This is a genomic window from Halobacillus sp. A1-3, from assembly GCF_050971765.1.
GTDB lineage: Bacteria > Bacillota > Bacilli > Bacillales > Halobacillaceae > Halobacillus > Halobacillus mangrovi_B.
In genome coordinates this window covers 14,885-31,843 of record NZ_JBPCEO010000008.1, presented here as the reverse complement: position 1 = coordinate 31,843, position 16,959 = coordinate 14,885, and the positions used below count along the sequence as shown (strand labels likewise).

Annotated in this window: 17 protein-coding genes; 6 read left to right on the top strand and 11 right to left on the bottom strand. The window is 41.4% G+C overall.

What is annotated here, in order from left to right; genetic code table 11:
* Positions 1-154: 154 nt before the first annotated feature.
* Positions 155-1,096 (bottom strand): MBL fold metallo-hydrolase, encoded by a 942-nt coding sequence (locus ACRYKC_RS14430; protein WP_433807534.1) that lies wholly within the window; start codon positions 1,094-1,096, stop codon positions 155-157.
* Between the two features lie 135 nt (positions 1,097-1,231).
* Between ACRYKC_RS14430 and ACRYKC_RS14425 the strand changes: the two genes are divergently transcribed.
* Positions 1,232-1,624 carry a hypothetical protein gene (locus ACRYKC_RS14425; protein ID WP_433807532.1) on the top strand — a complete coding sequence of 131 codons (393 nt, stop codon included), beginning with the start codon at positions 1,232-1,234 and terminating at the stop codon, positions 1,622-1,624.
* 113 nt (positions 1,625-1,737) lie between these two features.
* Here the strand turns inward: ACRYKC_RS14425 and cydC are convergent, their stop codons facing one another.
* A complete protein-coding gene (cydC, locus tag ACRYKC_RS14420) occupies positions 1,738-3,453 on the bottom strand; it encodes a thiol reductant ABC exporter subunit CydC (protein WP_433807530.1) in 1,716 nt (571 codons plus the stop codon).
* Positions 3,450-5,180, bottom strand: a complete 1,731-nt coding sequence (gene cydD, locus ACRYKC_RS14415) for a thiol reductant ABC exporter subunit CydD (RefSeq protein WP_433807528.1) — start codon at positions 5,178-5,180, stop codon at positions 3,450-3,452. The genes cydC and cydD overlap by 4 nt, the downstream gene beginning before the upstream one ends.
* Before the next feature lie 682 nt (positions 5,181-5,862).
* On the opposite strand from cydD, the gene cudC reads away from it, so the two are divergent.
* The gene (gene cudC / locus ACRYKC_RS14410) at positions 5,863-6,417 is read left to right on the top strand and encodes a choline uptake/conversion transcriptional regulator CudC (protein ID WP_433807526.1); all 555 of its coding nucleotides are present in this window, start codon (positions 5,863-5,865) and stop codon (positions 6,415-6,417) included.
* A gap of 108 nt (positions 6,418-6,525) precedes the next feature.
* Positions 6,526-8,157: a high affinity choline transporter 1 gene (locus tag ACRYKC_RS14405; protein ID WP_433807524.1), complete on the top strand. Its 1,632-nt coding sequence runs from the start codon at positions 6,526-6,528 to the stop codon at positions 8,155-8,157.
* A 148-nt stretch (positions 8,158-8,305) separates the two neighbouring features.
* Here the strand turns inward: ACRYKC_RS14405 and ACRYKC_RS14400 are convergent, their stop codons facing one another.
* From ACRYKC_RS14400 to ACRYKC_RS14385, 4 genes are all read right to left on the bottom strand, one after another.
* The gene (locus ACRYKC_RS14400) at positions 8,306-8,821 is read right to left on the bottom strand and encodes a P-loop NTPase family protein (RefSeq protein WP_433807522.1); all 516 of its coding nucleotides are present in this window, start codon (positions 8,819-8,821) and stop codon (positions 8,306-8,308) included.
* Positions 8,822-8,823: 2 nt separating this feature from the next.
* Complete coding sequence (locus tag ACRYKC_RS14395) at positions 8,824-9,549, bottom strand: nucleotidyltransferase domain-containing protein (protein WP_433807520.1); 726 nt, start codon at positions 9,547-9,549, stop codon at positions 8,824-8,826.
* Positions 9,546-9,995, bottom strand: coding sequence for an NUDIX hydrolase (locus tag ACRYKC_RS14390; protein WP_433807518.1), 450 nt, complete (start codon positions 9,993-9,995; stop codon positions 9,546-9,548). The genes ACRYKC_RS14395 and ACRYKC_RS14390 overlap by 4 nt, the downstream gene beginning before the upstream one ends.
* 436 nt (positions 9,996-10,431) lie before the next feature.
* Complete coding sequence (locus ACRYKC_RS14385) at positions 10,432-10,755, bottom strand: DUF2628 domain-containing protein (RefSeq protein WP_433807516.1); 324 nt, start codon at positions 10,753-10,755, stop codon at positions 10,432-10,434.
* Between the two features lie 167 nt (positions 10,756-10,922).
* On the opposite strand from ACRYKC_RS14385, the gene ACRYKC_RS14380 reads away from it, so the two are divergent.
* Entirely contained in the window at positions 10,923-11,645 is a 723-nt protein-coding gene (locus ACRYKC_RS14380) for a 3-ketoacyl-ACP reductase (RefSeq protein WP_433807514.1), read from the top strand.
* A 102-nt stretch (positions 11,646-11,747) separates the two neighbouring features.
* Here ACRYKC_RS14380 and ACRYKC_RS14375 read toward each other — a convergent pair whose 3' ends face one another.
* The 4 genes from ACRYKC_RS14375 to ACRYKC_RS14360 form a co-directional block, all read right to left on the bottom strand.
* Positions 11,748-12,983, bottom strand: a complete 1,236-nt coding sequence (locus tag ACRYKC_RS14375; protein ID WP_433807512.1) for an MFS transporter — start codon at positions 12,981-12,983, stop codon at positions 11,748-11,750.
* A gap of 4 nt (positions 12,984-12,987) precedes the next feature.
* A complete protein-coding gene (locus ACRYKC_RS14370) occupies positions 12,988-14,034 on the bottom strand; it encodes an ArsR/SmtB family transcription factor (protein WP_433807510.1) in 1,047 nt (348 codons plus the stop codon).
* Positions 14,035-14,130: 96 nt separating this feature from the next.
* Positions 14,131-14,547 (bottom strand): GNAT family N-acetyltransferase, encoded by a 417-nt coding sequence (locus tag ACRYKC_RS14365; protein ID WP_433807508.1) that lies wholly within the window; start codon positions 14,545-14,547, stop codon positions 14,131-14,133.
* Between the two features lie 106 nt (positions 14,548-14,653).
* Positions 14,654-15,409, bottom strand: coding sequence for a class I SAM-dependent methyltransferase (locus ACRYKC_RS14360; protein ID WP_433807506.1), 756 nt, complete (start codon positions 15,407-15,409; stop codon positions 14,654-14,656).
* A 228-nt stretch (positions 15,410-15,637) separates the two neighbouring features.
* Between ACRYKC_RS14360 and ACRYKC_RS14355 the strand changes: the two genes are divergently transcribed.
* Together ACRYKC_RS14355 and ACRYKC_RS14350 are read left to right on the top strand one after the other, a co-directional pair.
* A complete protein-coding gene (locus ACRYKC_RS14355) occupies positions 15,638-16,591 on the top strand; it encodes a glycosyltransferase family 2 protein (RefSeq protein ID WP_433807504.1) in 954 nt (317 codons plus the stop codon).
* Positions 16,563-16,949 (top strand): GtrA family protein, encoded by a 387-nt coding sequence (locus tag ACRYKC_RS14350; protein WP_433807502.1) that lies wholly within the window; start codon positions 16,563-16,565, stop codon positions 16,947-16,949. Before ACRYKC_RS14355 ends, ACRYKC_RS14350 begins: the two co-directional genes overlap by 29 nt.
* Positions 16,950-16,959 lie beyond the last annotated feature (10 nt).

Genomic DNA, 16,959 nt, shown 5'->3' with positions numbered 1-16,959 from the left:
CGAGGAAGCTTGACAGTTCCCCCGCAGGAAAGCGAGTCGTTTCCCAGCCACACCAAACCTCTCCCAAGGTTACGGACCCAAGCTATATTGAAAGCGAGGCTTAAAAGCTATAAATAAAAACGGCATAAGCGTGATTTGCTTATGCCTTTTAAGCTTATTGTTTATTCAGGTAGTCCGCGAGCCCCATCGCACAAACTTCTATATCAAGTTTCAACAGATTATACACATGATGGTCGTCGGGGATGTTATTCTCCTTTAAATAGAAACGAATCTTTTGATAGAGCCGCTGCTCAATACCTTCAAGACCTTCATCCAGCTCCATTGCTTGCTTCGCTTCTTCAACAAAAACAGGAATCCATAAGCTGACTTGATCAAAAGCTTCCTTAGGCTGCTTGGACTCACCAAAATGGCCAAAGTATAACCGATCCGGGTTGAGCCTTCGAAACCTGTCTATGGATTGAAGCATCGCATCTGGGTCAAACTGATTGGGTGATGTTGTCGGCAAATAAAAAGTCAGTTGGTGATCTTCTGTTTGATGGTACCTGATCCCAGCTGTGTCTCCTGTGAATATTCCATTGCTTAAAGAATCATGGATTCCTAGATGGTGCTTCGCATGACCAGGAGTGTCATAGAATGTCAGGGTATGATTATAGCCAATCTCCAGAGTATCTCCCTCATGTTTCACAATTAGGTTTTCTTCCGGAATAGGCAGGATCGGATCGAACAGTTCATCAAACTTCTGCCCATACACGGCTTTTGCCCCTTTAATCAACCGGGAAGGGTCTGCTAAATGACGTTTACCTTTTTCATGAACGATCACTTTGGCATTTGGGCATTCCTTCATTAAAAGACCTGCCCCGCCAGCATGATCAAGGTGAATATGGGTCAAGATGATGTATTCTACATCCTCTGGCTTGAGAGAAAGTGCTTTTAACCCTTGCAGTACTCTCGGAACCGAAGGACTTGGACCTGTTTCTACTAATGTTAATTTTTCAGACTGAAGCACATATGTACCTGTTCTGCCCTCAAACCCTAAATCAAAGCCATCAATCAGATGCATATTATGAGTTAATTCAAAAGGAGCTTTCGTTTTCATACCATCCACCTCACCTTTCCATGTTAGTTTCAGTTTACTAAAATATAGATTCTGTTCCTAATGGAAACCCTTACAAAATTTTTTGTAACAAATTTGGGCTGGGTGAATATCATGGGTGTGAGGAGTTGGTTATAAATGACTGAAGAACGAAATACGCACCAGACTCAGGGAGCTGCAATGCCTCAATCTCAAGGTTATATGAAACCTTCTCATAGCAATTGTAAAAAGTATCAATTCTACCATGTCATGATCGTTATGAATGATGGCGGCTCTGCTGATGGGATCATTACTGATGTGCAAGACGATGGCATTACGATGCTCATTAGCGAAGATGTAGAAGTGGATGAGAACGGAAACCCTGTAGATGAACAGCGTCAATTTGGCTATAGCCGCCGAAGAGCAAGACGGTTCCGCAGATCTTTCTTTCCACTTGCCACTTTGACTGCTCTTGCCCTGTTCCCTTATGTCACCCCATATCCGTACTATTATTCCACTTATCCATACTATGGATATCCCTATTATTACTAAGTTATATGGTACACCGGATGTCTCTAAATCCATTTATAAAAATGGAATAAACTTCACCTCAGGACTTCCATTATATGGATGACCTGAGGTGGTTATTTTTTGCATTATTCATCTTATCCGAATACCGTTTGTTCGATTTGTTTCATTTGGTAGAAGTATCCTTGCTTGTTCATCAGCTCTTCAAAGGTTCCTGACTCGACGATGGATCCATTTTCCATGACAACGATTTGGTCCATACCTTCTAGTCCTGTGAGACGATGGCTGACTAATAGTAATGTGTCTTCGGCAGCTTTTGAGAACAAGTGATTGTAAACCTTTTGTTCTGTCAGTGCATCTATGGATGAGGTCGGTTCATCCAGCAGCCAGAGTCGTTCTCCTTTCAACAGAGCTCTTGCGATTGCAAGCCTTTGTTTTTCTCCTCCTGAGAGGTTCTCTCCTTTTTCATAGACGGTGTCTTCAAGAGAAAAACGGGATAAACCAACACTTTCAAGCGCCTTCACCATTTCTTCCCTTTTGACACCTTCACCAGCCAGCTGAAGATTATCCTCAATCGTTCCATAGAAAAAATGATTTTCCTGGAGAACGACATTGCTATGCTGCCATAAGCTTTCTTGATTAATAGACTCTAATGGCAAAGAATCCATGTAGACCCTTCCTTGTTCAGGTTTCGCAAATTTCATTAACAGCTGCAGCAGTGTGGATTTTCCGGACCCACTTGGACCGACAACAGCTATTTTGGCACCAGAAGGAATAGAAAGAGTAACTCCATCCAAAGCCTTCCTTGCTTCACCCGGGTAATGATAATCTACGTTGTTCATCTCAATCTCAGGGGCTTCGCCTCCTTCTAATTGAAGAGGCTCTTTAACCACTGTATCTCTATCCTCACTCACAATGGAAAACAACCGCTTAGAAGCTCGTTTGCTGTCTTCTAAGTGACTTGGGAGTACGGCCATCGGTGTCGCATTTTCAAAAACAGTAAGAGAAATCATAACAAGCATCGCTAAGAACAGCCCGTTCAAATCCCCTTTACTAACAAGGTAGGCACCCAACCCCAACACAAGCCAGGAAATGACTAAAGAAAACATCGTGTTCATCGAATGACTGAACATCATTTGCGCGCCCTCTTTTTCTTGCTCCTTAATATACTCAGCAGAAGATTGCTGTAGTTCTTCCTCCTTCGCATCTAGCTGCTGATAGATTTTCAAATCCCTAAATCCATAGAGGAACTCTGTTGCATCTGTAGAAAGTTTTCCCCTTGCTTCTCTTACTTGCTGATCCACCCTCCGCTGTCGCCACGCAAACCAAGCGGGAATGAGTAGGCCTGTCAGAACAAGTCCCAGAAGCAAAACCACAGCTAATGAAAAGGAAAAAATAGATGTGAACAGAATTGTACTTAAAAAGATAATAACCAGGACGACCGGAGGGTAGTAGACACGAAGGAAAAAGTTTTGCAGACTCTCCACATCTCCGACAATCCTCGAAAGTAAATCACCACTCCGATACTTCTGGAATACTTTTGGCGCATGAGGCTCTAACTTTTCATAAAAAGTCACCCGGAGGTTGCTTAGCATTGTAAACGTTGCCCGATGTGAAAAATAACGCTCCGCATATCGTCCGAGTGCTCTTACAAATCCGAAGAGTTTAAGAAAAGCTATCAGTACTGTAAGAGCATACAACGGAGGCAGTAACGCGGCTCTTGAAATTAAATATCCGCTTGATGCAAACAATCCGACCGCCGAGATACCCGCAAGAAAACCGAATAACACAGAAAGATAGATATCCTTCTTTTCCATGACAATGATTTTTATGACCGCACCTAAGTCCTTCATGTAGTCCTTCCTCCTTGTTGAACATAGACCATATCACGGTAAGCAGGGAGAGATTCTAATAGTTCCTCATGTCTACCCTTTCCAATCAGATGCCCGTCTTCTAAGAAGATGATTTGATCAGCTTTTTTGATCGTATGCATTCGGTGCGCCACCGTAATGATAGTTGAGTTTTCAGCGAGTTCTTTGATCGACTGTTGAAGAATTTGTTCTGTTTTCAGATCCAGACCAGTCGTTGGTTCATCAAACAAAATGACAGAAGGTTTTTTTAAGAAAGCCCTCGCGATAGCAAGCCTTTGCCTTTCCCCACCTGAAAGACCACGTCCAGCTTCGCCGACCTTCGTATCGTATCCCTGTTCTAACGTTTTGATCAGTTCTTCCAGGCCTGCTTTTTCAGCTGCGGCCATAACCTCTTCTCTTGAATGGTTTCCGCGACCACCAATTTCAATATTTTCTGCAATCGTTCCAGAAAAAAGATAAGGATGCTGGGAAATGTAACTAAGCTGTCCAAACCAACCCTTTTCCATATAGGAAGATAACGGATGACCGTTCAATTTGACCTGGCCTTGGTCAGGCTGGACAAGACCTGCCAGCACATTCAGCAGCGTCGATTTTCCCGCCCCGCTTTGACCGACAATTGCCGTCTGTGATTGAGGGGGGAGATTGGCTTCTATGCTCTGTAGAGAAAAACCTGAACCGTAACTGAAATGGACGTCATCTAACTCGATATGAGGCGGAGTCTTAGATTCCTCCAGTTTCTTTTCTCCCCATGTTACGCCTTGTTCTTCTTTTTCCAATTCTCCCATCAACTGGTTGGCTGCCCCTGTGCTTCCTCGCCCTGTATGGAATGCACTTCCGAAATCTTTCAGGGTAAGGTAAAATTCAGGTGCCAATACCAGGATGAAAAAGGCCGGAAAGAAGGCGAGGCTTTCATAAACAACAAGTCTGATGGCAATCTCAAGAGCAATCAGACCAATACTCAACATGGAAATGAATTCAAGCATCAATGAAGATATAAAAGCTACTTTTAAGACAGCCATGGTGGCATCTCTGAAACCGAGACTGCTTCTTTCAATCTCATCTTTTTGTTTCTTCGAGCGGCCAAATAACTTCAACGTTGTCAGACCTTGCAAGGTATCCAAAAACGTACCTGAGAAAGCAGAAAGCTTCTCCATTTGCTCCTCTGATTTTTTCTTCGTCATGACGCCTATGATCGCCATAAAAAATGGAATAAACGGGGCTGTGATCACCATGATTAGTCCCGAATAAATGTGCTGGGTAAAGACCACCACTAAGATCATGACAGGGATGACTGCTGTTTGTATCATTTGAGGGATATAACTGCTGAAGTAGCCATCAACCTCATCCACAGCATCCATGAGCACGCTGACCTTTCTTCCTGACTGTCCAGAGAGGGAAACTTGCAGCGGGTTTCTGGAAAACTTCCCTATCACAGCCTTTCGAAGATGGCTTTTTGCACGTGTTGCCATTCTTACCCCCAGCCGGCCGCTTGCCCATGTAAAGAAAGACCTTCCTGCAAGTACAAGAATCAGGCCAGCAAGAAGAGGAATAATGTCTTGAAACGACTGCTCATCAAGGAAAATCCGATCCACAACCGCCACAAAAAAGTAGGCTTGACCAATAATTGTCGCACCAATAAACATCGAGGATATAAGCAATAGCAAAACAAGTGTTTTTTGCCTAAAGGCTAATTTGCTGAGATGCTTCATATTTATGGGTATCTCCTAACTTAGAAGGCTATTTGTGAATTCATTCACATATCATTAATTATAGTGGATCTTATTGAATTTTTCTAAAGAAAAACCTTAATAAATATAACAATATAGTTTCATTTTTTCCTTATCTAATAACTAGCATACTTCACCCTTTGTATTAAAAAAAGCCTCTCGATTGTTCGAGGGCTTTCAGCGTCTCTTTAATATATTGTTTTTTGGAAACATTGAACACCGCTTAGTATATCAATTTTTAACTCAACTAATTGACAGCCCCAGCCACTTACGAACGGCAGGTATACTTCCCACCATGTTCTATCGCTAGTGGATCTAGTTCATTAATTCCTTTCATTAATAATGTAGCGAATGTTTTTAGAGATGTAATCAACTTGTTCTTCATCAATTAACAATTTCCACTTTTTCACACTTATTCAAAGAAATCGTTAAATTTGTAAAGAAAAAAATTAACGTTTTTAAATCTATTAACGATATCAACTCTTTTTTTGTTTGTCAAAGCGATTAAGAAATTGAATTAATGTTTAGCCTTAGAGTCACAATGGTTATAGGAATTATGGATTTTTTTTGATTTTGACAACAAGGATTTATACGTTAAGATAAAGGTTGTAAAGAAAAAATTTAATAAAATTAATTTGCTGAATGCATGGCGAGGAGGTTATTAATGGCCATTAATAAAAACGAACATGCGAAGCAAACCATCGAGAATGCGAAAGGACTCGTTATAGATTCTATAGCTGAAACGATGGATTTGTATGGGGTTACGCGCAGCGCGGGTACTCTGTATGGAACGATGTATTTCGAAGATGATATGACACTCGATGAAATGCGGGAAAAGCTCGGGATGAGCAAACCAAGCATGAGCACCGGCGTAAAGAAGCTGCAAAATTATGATATTGTCAAGCAGACTTTCCGAAAAGGAACACGCAGACAAACGTTTGTAGCTGAAAAGGATTTCTTTAGTTTCTTCTCAAAATTCTTTGCTAAGAAATGGCTAAGAGAAGCCAAGATCAACTTGGATGCTGTTAGACAGGCCCAAAGAGAAATGAAGGAGCTGCTTGAAACAGAAGGAGTTTCCGATGAAGTAAAGGAAGAAGCGACTGAAATATACAACCAACTGGAAGCTTCCATCCCCTACTATCATTGGTTGCAAAAACTGGTTGACTCTATTGAAAGTGGAGAGATATTCGATCTCATCCCAATAGACGAAAAAAAATAAAAAAATAAAATACGCCTCTCAAAAATAACGAAGAGCGTTATTTGAGGGAGACGTACGCCTTCTATAATTTACAGAATATTCAGATAATATTTATAAGGAGTGATGTCAGTGGAAAAGCAACAACCATTTTTGAAGAAGAATGCACCCGTTATTCTTATCGGTGCCTTATTAACCGTATTTGTCATATATATCGCTTTAACCAATGAAAACATCCAGTGGGGTGGATTCATTGCCATGATCGCCTTCTATGCCCTCGTCTATTACATCGGTGCTTTCCTCGCTACAAGCAAATCCAGTTCCCTCTCAGATATGATGGTTGCGAAACGCAGCTTGCCTCTTGGTATTGCCATGTTCACAATGGCCGCTACATGGGTCGGCGGTGGTTATGTAAATGGAACAGCTGAATTCACCTACAGTGACGGGCTCGTATGGGCTCAGGCTCCATGGGGATATGCGTTAAGCTTAATTATTGGTGGTATTTTCTATGCAAGGAAAATGCGTCGCTACGAATTCATGACGATTATTGATCCTTTGGAACAACGGTTTGGTAAAAAAATGGCCGGTGTCTTATACATCCCTGCTTTACTTGGGGAAATGTTCTGGAGTGCTGCAATTTTAACTGCTTTAGGTACGACTTTTGGTACGATCTTAAATATCGATTTTACCACCTCTATTATTTTATCCGGTATCATAGCGATCGCTTATACAGTCGCAGGAGGCATGTGGGCGGTTGCCTACACTGACGTCTTCCAGATGGCTATTCTACTTATCGGTCTGATTCTTGTCGTTCCCTTCGCGCTTGGCCATGTTGGTGGATTAAACTCGGCCTGGGATAATTATTCTGTAGAGCTCGGTTCCTACGCTAACCTTTTCCCTCCACTGAATGGATGGCAGGATCCAGCATGGGGAAATTGGTTCTGGAATTGGATTGACTATGCTTTACTATTAATCTTTGGTGGGATCGCCTGGCAGGTTTATTTCCAGCGTGTTCTTTCCGCTAAAAATGAAAAAACAGCGATGTGGCTATCTATCACTGCAGGAATCATTTGTATCATTGCTGCTATTCCAGCCGTATTAATCGGTGTTGTAGGATTTAATATTGACTGGGCAAGCATGGGACTTCCTTCCCCGGAAAATCCAGCTGTCATTCTTCCACACGTATTAAGATATTTGACACCTGAAATCGTTTCTGCGATTGGATTAGGTGCTTTAGCTGCCGCAGTCATGTCCTCCATGGACTCTTCTATTCTGTCTGCTTCGTCCATGGCTTCCTGGAACGTTTATCGTCCATTAGTCAACCCGAAGGCCAGTGAGGACAAATTGAAGAAAGTCATCAAACGTACAATTATTATTGTCGGTGTTGGCGCGATGATTATTGCATTGAATGTGAAAAGTGTTTATACATTGTGGTATCTGGCTTCAGACCTCGTCTATACCATTTTGTTCCCTCAGTTGACGATGGCGCTTTTCTATAAAAAAGCCAACTTGTATGGTTCTATCGCTGGGTTTGTTACAGCCCTATTCTTAAGAATTGGAGGCGGCGAACCATCTCTAGGGTTACCAGCCTTCCTGCCTTACCCAATGATTAACGCGGATGGAATTGTATTATTCCCATTCCGTACGCTTGCGTGTATCGCAGCATTTGTTATGATTTATGCGGTCTCTGAACTAACAAATAAAAAATGTAAACCTCAACCGCTTCAAATGCCAGAAGAACGAGAAGAAAAAGGAGCGGCTTAAACTTAAATGCACCCCGTGAGTTTTCATACTCCGGGGTGCTTTCTTTACTTTAGACATCTTAATCTATTTACTCTCGTTATTAAAATAAGTAAATGAGGATGCAGCTTGCTTTTCGACGGCATACACTGATCATTTCTTGTAGGAGAATTCATACATGTTCAAGATAAGTTTCTACTGCCTTTCTTCCTTTCAAGACAATGACCTTTCTAGGGCCACCGATTTCCTGAAAATCTTGCAGTCTCTTATACATTTTCTTCTTCCTTGAATGGTATGTGGTTACGATAAATTTAATAAACTCAAAGTCAAGCTTATCCGGACAACCTTCCCCAAGGTCAGGTCTTGTTTTCCCTCTATGAATCATCCATCTTTTAAACACGCGGTACAAACAGATGGTTAAAGGCATGTCTATATAAATAATGGTATCCGCCTTATCGGCGCGAATTTGATAAGTGGATTGGTAGTTACCTTCTATAATCCATTCTTCCTGATTCATCGCTTCTTGCTGTCTTCTTGTAAAATCCTCAAGACTTGCCTCTTTCCAACCCGGTTCCCAATAAAAGCGGTCCAAATGATAAACATAGATTTCCAGCTTTTCTCCTAATTTACGTGCAAACGTTGATTTACCTGCGCCGGCCGATACCCCCATGACCATAATACGCTTCACTTTTAAGACCTCCATCCTTCTTTCCCCATAGAAAAACCATCAAAGAGACGGCCACCATATGGACGCAATACACCTTCAACTACATTCACTACCTGCTCCTTTTCATCATTCCTGTAATAACAGTCAAGTGTTTTAAACAACCGCTCGGCAAACTCCTTATCAAACTGCCGCAAAGCACGGGCCCACCATTTGGATGAACCGACCCACTGGTTATTTGTCCTTAAAACAAACTCTGCTGTCAGTTCTGCGAGAGTCTGGGAAATAAACATTCCTTCTGCTCGATCTTCACAACCTATGAAATCATCAAGGGTGTCTGTTAAAAAATACCTTTTTGCACGAATATCTTTTTCTGTCCAAGGCGGAGGTCCTTTTTCTAAAATTTCTACAGCTTCTTGCTTCAACGCCTTCATTCGTACATCCTCTTTAATAATGATCCCTTCTGCAACCATCCGTGGCAGTGAAGGTCGGGCTCGTTTTACGTCACTTTTGTAGAACTCTTTATAAGAGGTAAAATTGTGGGCAAAAACCTCTATAGGCCATCCGAATTCATATAAGGATTCCCGATAAGAAGAAAGAAGCTTTTCATCAAAAACGACGATATCCAAATCAGAGGTTTCAGTGTCTTCTCCTCGGACGACGCTTCCCGACAGCAGTGCTGCATGGCATTCTGGGAAGTTTTTATTCACAAATTTCATAGCAGCCTCTTTTCCCTCAAGTTTCTCGTTCATCTGTTTACACCCACTCTATCTAGGATCTGTTTGGCTCTTTGATCTAGTTTCATAGGCAAGTCATGCATGGGAAAATACTGAAGTGACAAACTTTCTCCGTCATCCATAATCAGTTCTCCCGTGCATTCTGTGACCATAAATAGTGCGATTATATTGTAAACTTCATCACCATTAGGGTATTTAAAATAGAACTTTTCACCGGAAAATGTTTCGATATGATCGTAGTGGCCAGCAGTGAGTCCTGTCTCTTCAAAAAGCTCTCTCCTTGCTGTCTCTACGAAACTCTCCCCAGGTTCCATCGCTCCGCCTGGCAATCCCCATTCCTTGGTGTCTGAGCGTAATTGCAGCAGCACACGGTTCTGCTCGTCTTTTACAATAATAGTTGATCCTACAATAATAAAAGGTCTCGTCCCTATCAAGCTCCTAATTTCCTTAACGTACTCCACTGTATGGCACCTCTTTCAACGTTTGCTAAATCTTCTTTTTGGCGAAAAATAATACTACTTATTTCAGAATTGCCTCCTTTAACCGACTTTCTAAAAGAGTGCTGTTTCCTTTACCTATTATTAGAAAAGGTGGTCGGGGAAATCGCTCGCTTTCCGCGGGGATAACGGCAAGCCTCCTCAGAGGGATGATCAGAATAAATAAAGCTATGTAGATTACTTTTCCGTTTAGGAAATTCCAAGCTATCTTTCTCCTTATTACTCATCTATGAAACTTAATTTTATCATAATTTGGAAAATCATTTATTTATTAAAATCATACAATTTCTCATCTAGCATACACCGTGTGCTAAGTATTAATCTTTTATGTACTTTCATGGCCCCCTTATTAAACGAAACCCCCCATTCACCTCAGTGAATGGGGGGTTTTTTCTTGTACCTAATTCAAGGATGGCTCGGGAGAAATAATTCCGTGCATTTGCAGTACAGATTTCGTATTTTCATCCGCAGGACGGTACCCTTTTTCCAGTAATTCTTTAATATAAATCTTGTTGTACACAAACGAAAATATAATGCCCGGAATCCAGGCACCAAATCCAAAAGTAAATGCTCCTGCAATGGCAGCAAATATGAACATGATGGATGCCCATTTTAAATCCCCTCTAAATAGTGCAGGGAAGAACCCAAAGAAGAATGTCGTCCAACTAAACCCAACTTTTACTTCGTTTGTAATGCCTGCATCATTCTTCAGATTAATCATCATGCTTCACCACTCCTTATGTACTAATGAATAGCTTTAAACTATATTATCGTTTGAAATGGACATATATACCTCCTTAAATATGGTGGGGGCCATTTCATTTCAATTGAACATTCCCCTTTGCCCAATTACACTTGCTATAAAGCTTTCATAGAAAGGAAGGTAGATTTATGGGACAAGCAATTGCAGGAAAAGTTGCCTATATTACAGGAGCCGGTCGTGGGATCGGGCGCGCAACGGCTTTGGAACTAGCGAAAGAGGGCGTTCATGTTGGGCTGCTTGCTCGAACGGAAAGTCAGCTTAAAGAAGTAGCAGAAGAAGCGAAAAAGTATGGAGTACACACGAGTGTGGCTGCCGCAGACATTGCCAGCATGGATGAGGTCGAACGTGCCATCGACGTGTTGAAAAATGAAATTGGCCCTGCTGACATATTAATTAATAATGCCGCAATAGGAAGCCACGGCTCTCTACTTGAAGCAGATCCAGACGAATGGAAAAAAACGATAGAAGTTAACGTCTTTGGCACCTATCATGTAACCCGCGCGGTCTTGCCTCAACTTATTGAGAAGAACAAAGGGGATATTATCAATGTCTCTTCCAGTAGTGGGTTGAAAGGCACAGCTGGTTCGACGGCCTATAGTGCTTCCAAATTTGCTGTCCAAGGGATGTCAGAAGCTCTTATGCAGGAATTACGTAGAGATAATATCAGAGTTCAAACACTAAATCCAAGCCGAGTGGCGACGGATATGGGCTTTGGAGACCAATTGAGTGAAGCCGATAAAGAAAAATTCATGCAGCCAGAAGATCTAGCTGAATATATGGTAGCGCAACTGAAATTGCATCAGCGCATCTTTATTAAGCAGTCTCTCCAGTGGGCAACAAACCCTTTTTAAAGAATACAAAACCAAGCTTCAACGGTCGATAGAGTTGATATAGGATACTACCGCAAAAGTTATAAACAGTCTGGTAACAACAATGACCAGACTGTTTTTCTTTTACTCTACTGCTTGTCTACTCAAAGACGGGTGTAAATAAATGAACGTTGCTAGAGTCGAGATCACGCCGCCTATAATGATAGGAAATCCAGTACTTAGATGTTCTCCTAATACACCAGCTAGAAAAGCAGCGACTGGCATGGACACCCATGTCATGAACCTGCTTGTTGCCTGCACACGTCCTAAAAGCCTGTCGGGTGTGAGGACCTGCCGAATCGTTACAATACATGGACTCATAATCGCAGCTGAAATTGTCCCGATCATATTCATTATGGCTAAGTTAATAAACGTCTCGCTTACCCCGAATAAAATTATAGAAATGCCTCCTATGAACCCTGCAGTAAATAAAATCGTCCGATAGGAGAATGTCTTTTTTAATACATTAGTGACCAGCGAACCGGCCACGGCCCCTCCTCCACCAATCGAAAGCAGCCAGCCAATCTGAGCAGCACTTAGATCGACAGATAACTTTAGATGGACAATCATCATTGTTAAAAACAAAGTTGTTCCAAATACGGAGAAAAGCATGGCAAGATTCGTGTATAAGATAGGCTTTTGATTTTTTACAAACACAAATCCCTCTCTGATTTCACCCCACCATGTTTTGGGAATCTCATTATGGACTTCTTCTGCAAGCTTTAGACTCAACACAGTTAGAAAACCAACAAAAAAACTGACACTATTCAAAAGAAGTGCCCAACCTGGGTGGAAGAAGCTTACCAGTATTCCTCCTAACCCGGGGCCTATAAAAACTGCCATATTAAAGATGCCTGTATTCACAGAATTCGCTAACTGTAGGTCTTTCTTTAGAACTAGCCTGGGAATCGAGGCAAATTGGGAGGTGTTATAAATTTGTGTAAGCACACCTATCGCAAGAGACCCTACATACACTTCCCACATCAAGAGCGACCCGGTAATATGTAACATCCCCAAAGCCCCAACAATGAGAGCTCTAAGTAAATCACAAACTAATAAGATTGTTCTTCTATTAAAACGATCGGCAATGACTCCCGCAACGGGCTGTATCAGAACAGGCAGGCGTTCTAAGGTAGCGACAATCCCCATGCTTAAAGGTGAGCCTGTAATGGCTAATACAATGAGTGGTAATGCAATCATGTAAATTTGATCACCGAAAAAGGAAACCAAATTCCCGACAATAAACTTGAAAACCTGGCCGTTCCTTTTAAACTCAGCAATTTCCCCAACCGCTTCAAACTTTTCCTTAGCTTCATTCACGATTTTAATCGTTCTCCAAAAATACTTGTAATTCTTTTGGCAAAGTGGTGAGAGCTTGAATGCTTAATTCGTACCGTGAAGATGGTGCAGCTACGAGCCTGGCTGATTTCAATAATTTCACATGATGGTGGACAGTTGTTTTCCCCATCTCTAACCTTTCCGTCAGTTCCTGTAAGGTCATACTTTTCTCGTGTAATATTTTTAGGATGCGAAGCCGGGTTTCATCCCCCAACGCTTTATATTTCTGCACGAGCATTTGGTTGGGAACATAAGGGTCGTTGGGTTGGATACTCTCATTGGCGACGGGATAATAAAACACCTTTGCCCCTTCGATATCCGCTTCTACATTCCAAGGTCTGTAGATATACTGTGGAATCAGAATAACCTTATAAACGCTAGGTTCTGGTTTATATGTAACTCCGTTCGTCGCCCACTCGACAAAAGCTTCAGCCTCAAGTTTATCTGTCATTGCTTTTTTAAATTCTACATCTCTTGCTAATAGGCGTGACATTTCTTCTTGGTTTGGTTTTATAACCGCTTCCAGCCACCCCTCCATCACTTCGATCAAGTGGTCCTTCAATTTGTCCACATCTGTCTCGCAGATGAACGCAATGTATTCAGGGAAAAAAGCATTATCACTGGTTAGCTTTTGTAATTGTTTCAATGCTTCTATTGAACCTTGTGCGGCCTGTCTTCTTCTATGCTGATGTTTTTCTCCGAGGTATGGGATCGAGATGAATTTTACTTCGTTTGAGGGTAAGTCTTTAATATAAGACCGGAGTTCATCTATTGTTTGGAAGTCTTTTTGATGCAGCAATTGAAGCAGTGTTTTCCAAGTATTTTTCTCACGGACGTATTGAACCTCAGCTGTTAATGATGGACTCAAGGATTTTCTAATTTCCTCCCACTTTTCTTTTGGATACTCTAGCGTTTGAATTAGGGCGTCATTCGTGATCGCAGCAAGTCCTAACGCAGCTTCCCATAGTAGAGAATGCTTCAATTCAATGCGGTACGTTTCTCTTCCTTTTGTACTCGTAGAAAATAATTCCATTTTATCACCTCACTCACATTCTACACTTATAGAACTTATTATTCAAAATAAATTGAACAAAACCTAAAAAAAACACTCCCAACTATAGAGGGAGTGCTAGTTTCGAAATAGTGTGCACTGGTACCTTGTTACACCTTTATACTTTTCACTAAGGCTTTCCATTTCAAATCCCAGTTTCTCATAAAAGCCTACTGCATCATCATCCGTTTCAGCCCTTAACTCTCTTATATTATATTGCTCACGGATAAACTCCACCATCCTTTTACCGATCCACTGTTTTCTATAATCCTGTGAGACTGCAATATGTTGGATGACAGCTTTTTGGTTCATGGAAAGCTCTATTCCAATGCATCCGGCAAGAATACCCTCTTTTTCATATAGAAAAAGGCATTGGTCTTTTGATTTAAGATATTGAAAGAGTGCCCGTTCAGCTTTATTTTCTGAGGTCGCTAAGCTTAGGAGAGGCTTAACGACTTGAATATCGTCGTCCGAGGTAAACCTTTTTATTTTCATCGTCTCCTTTTTAAAACAATCGTTTGATTAAATAAGTTAATAGATAACTTTAACAAAAAGGATAGAAACTATGTAAATGAAAGCTTTAATTAAGCAGGTGGCTAGGCTATAATTCAGCCTGTATTAAGAATCTGTGTTGCCTTACTTCAAAATATCCCCTGTCTTTCATCATTCCATAAATAGAGTAGAGTGCATCTTGATAGTCATCCAGGTTGAAACCAGGAACTTGCCACGGAATAGCTTTTAAGTAGTAAACAAGTGCACCGATATCGAAAAATCGCTGCACAGGGTAATCTTCGCGGCTCGTTATCACCTTAAAATCCTGAGCTTTCAATCCATTCATAGCTTCAGTAAGATTCCAATCTTTGTATTCATTCTCTTCTGCATGAAGAGCTTCATTGATCTGTAGGCAATCAAGCCCGCCAACCTGTTGAGTCAAAAACGTGCCTCCTGGCTTCAACACTCTCTTTACCTCTGAAGGATCAAACGACTCATGCTTATTCACAATTAAATCGAACCTATTGTCCTCAAAAGGAAGTATGTCATCTTCCTTGGTTTGTACAACGTTCACTCCTAGAGGCTCGAGACAATCCCTTGCGACCGGAAGATTAGGCTCGTATCCTTCTGTTGCAGCTGTATAATCAGGCAAAGGACGCAATCGTGATAAAAACTCTCCGCCGCCAGTACCCATATCAAGCATAGACTCTGTATTTCTCATCAACCTTAGTACTTTACTCCCGTAAGACCATGATAAAGCTCCGCTTTGAATCCTGTCTGTTCCAGTAACATAAGAAAAGTCCCAACCACTGAATTCTTTGTCCATTTCCTTCAATTCTTCAAAAAATAACTCATCCCTCTTCATCTTTCACCCTCCCTCTCCCTTATGCTTGGATTCATCATACCATTATTTTCTTATCCTCCCTCTCTTTTCCCATACATCCGACTCACATCCCAAATTTCCTTTGCGATAATCAGTAAATAAGTCCCTTTCATTCCCAAATATGCATAATGTTTATAAATTCGGGAACGAGGTTATAGTGAAAGACTGTGAATTAATTTATAAGTAAAACTTAACTGGAGGTATACGGCCATGAGAAGGTCATTAATATCCTTGATTTTGCCCTCTTTTAACGAAGAGGAAAACATACCTTTGATTTACGATAACCTGCACCACATCATGGCATTGGTGAACTATGATTACGAATTAATCTTCATTGATGACGGAAGCGAGGACCAGACGCTTGAGTATATTCAGGATCTGGCAAGAAAACATCCGCATGTGAAATATGTTTCGTTTACAAGGAATTTCGGGAAAGAAGCCGCTCTGTTAGCGGGGCTCGAAAAATCAAAAGGTGATGCCGTCATCATAATGGACGCCGACTTGCAGCACCCAGCTTTTCTTATTCCTGAAATGATCCAGGGATATGAAGAAGGCTACGATCAAGTCATTGCAAAGCGGAATCGTAATGGAGAGTCTCCTTTACGAAAAACTCTCTCAACGCTTTTTTACAAAGGAATTAACCAATTAGTCGATGTCACGCTTAAAAATGGAATCGGTGACTTCCGATTGCTGAGCCGATCTGTTGTGAATGATATACTAAAACTAAGTGAAGGGAACCGCTTCTCAAAAGGATTATTCGCGTGGGTTGGTTATGAGGAAAAAGTAATCAATTACGAGAATGTGGCCCGCCAATCAGGGTCTTCGAAATGGCCGCTTTCTAAACTGCTGAATTACGCCATTGACGGGCTTGTATCTTTTAATACGAGACCACTGCGTATATGCTTGTACACAGGAATGCTGATCTTATTAATGTCACTTGGGTACATCGCCTTCATATTCGTGCAAATTGTAAGAAACGGCATTGATGTGCCAGGCTATTTCAGTACAATATCCGCTATACTCTTCCTCGGAGGAGTACAGTTGCTCAGTCTAGGTGTCATTGGAGAATATATTGGAAGAATGTACAACGAAGTGAAGCGGCGTCCGCACTATTTAGTAAAGGAATCTAATATACATGATTCAAAAAATAAAGTCTCTCAATAATGAGTTAACCCGGTTTATCCTGGTCGGAGGAATCAATACACTCAATTACTATTTCATCTTTCTACTGCTTCACAATCTCCTCCGGGCTCATTATATGGTAGCTCACATTACCGGATTTTTGGTCAGCTTTGTTATCTCGTTTTACTTGAATACGTATTTTACGTACAGAGTGAAGCCGACCTTAAAAAAGTTTTTACAATTTCCATTGACGCAAGTGGTCAACCTCTCGACCTCCTCCTTTCTTGTCTATGCATTAGTCGAGTGGTTTGCCCTGAACAGCAACATTGCACCAATTATCGCCGTATTCTTCACAGTACCCATCACATTCATTGTGACAAGTAAAATATTAAAGCAGTAATGGTGGTCGC

Bases quoted from the DNA above. Each gene is read 5' to 3' on its own strand.
- ACRYKC_RS14350 (WP_433807502.1), top strand. From the start codon at position 16,563: ATGATTCAAAAAATAAAGTCTCTCAATAATGAGTTAACCCGGTTTATC.
- ACRYKC_RS14395 (WP_433807520.1), bottom strand. From the start codon at position 9,549: ATGAACGAGAAACTTGAGGGAAAAGAGGCTGCTATGAAATTTGTGAAT.
- ACRYKC_RS14360 (WP_433807506.1), bottom strand. From the start codon at position 15,409: ATGAAGAGGGATGAGTTATTTTTTGAAGAATTGAAGGAAATGGACAAA.
- cydC (WP_433807530.1), bottom strand. From the start codon at position 3,453: ATGAAGGACTTAGGTGCGGTCATAAAAATCATTGTCATGGAAAAGAAG.
- ACRYKC_RS14370 (WP_433807510.1), bottom strand. From the start codon at position 14,034: ATGGAATTATTTTCTACGAGTACAAAAGGAAGAGAAACGTACCGCATT.
- cudC (WP_433807526.1), top strand. From the start codon at position 5,863: ATGGCCATTAATAAAAACGAACATGCGAAGCAAACCATCGAGAATGCG.
- ACRYKC_RS14380 (WP_433807514.1), top strand. From the start codon at position 10,923: ATGGGACAAGCAATTGCAGGAAAAGTTGCCTATATTACAGGAGCCGGT.
- cydD (WP_433807528.1), bottom strand. From the start codon at position 5,180: ATGAAGCATCTCAGCAAATTAGCCTTTAGGCAAAAAACACTTGTTTTG.
- ACRYKC_RS14355 (WP_433807504.1), top strand. From the start codon at position 15,638: ATGAGAAGGTCATTAATATCCTTGATTTTGCCCTCTTTTAACGAAGAG.
- ACRYKC_RS14365 (WP_433807508.1), bottom strand. From the start codon at position 14,547: ATGAAAATAAAAAGGTTTACCTCGGACGACGATATTCAAGTCGTTAAG.
- ACRYKC_RS14430 (WP_433807534.1), bottom strand. From the start codon at position 1,096: ATGAAAACGAAAGCTCCTTTTGAATTAACTCATAATATGCATCTGATT.
- ACRYKC_RS14425 (WP_433807532.1), top strand. From the start codon at position 1,232: ATGACTGAAGAACGAAATACGCACCAGACTCAGGGAGCTGCAATGCCT.
- ACRYKC_RS14385 (WP_433807516.1), bottom strand. From the start codon at position 10,755: ATGATGATTAATCTGAAGAATGATGCAGGCATTACAAACGAAGTAAAA.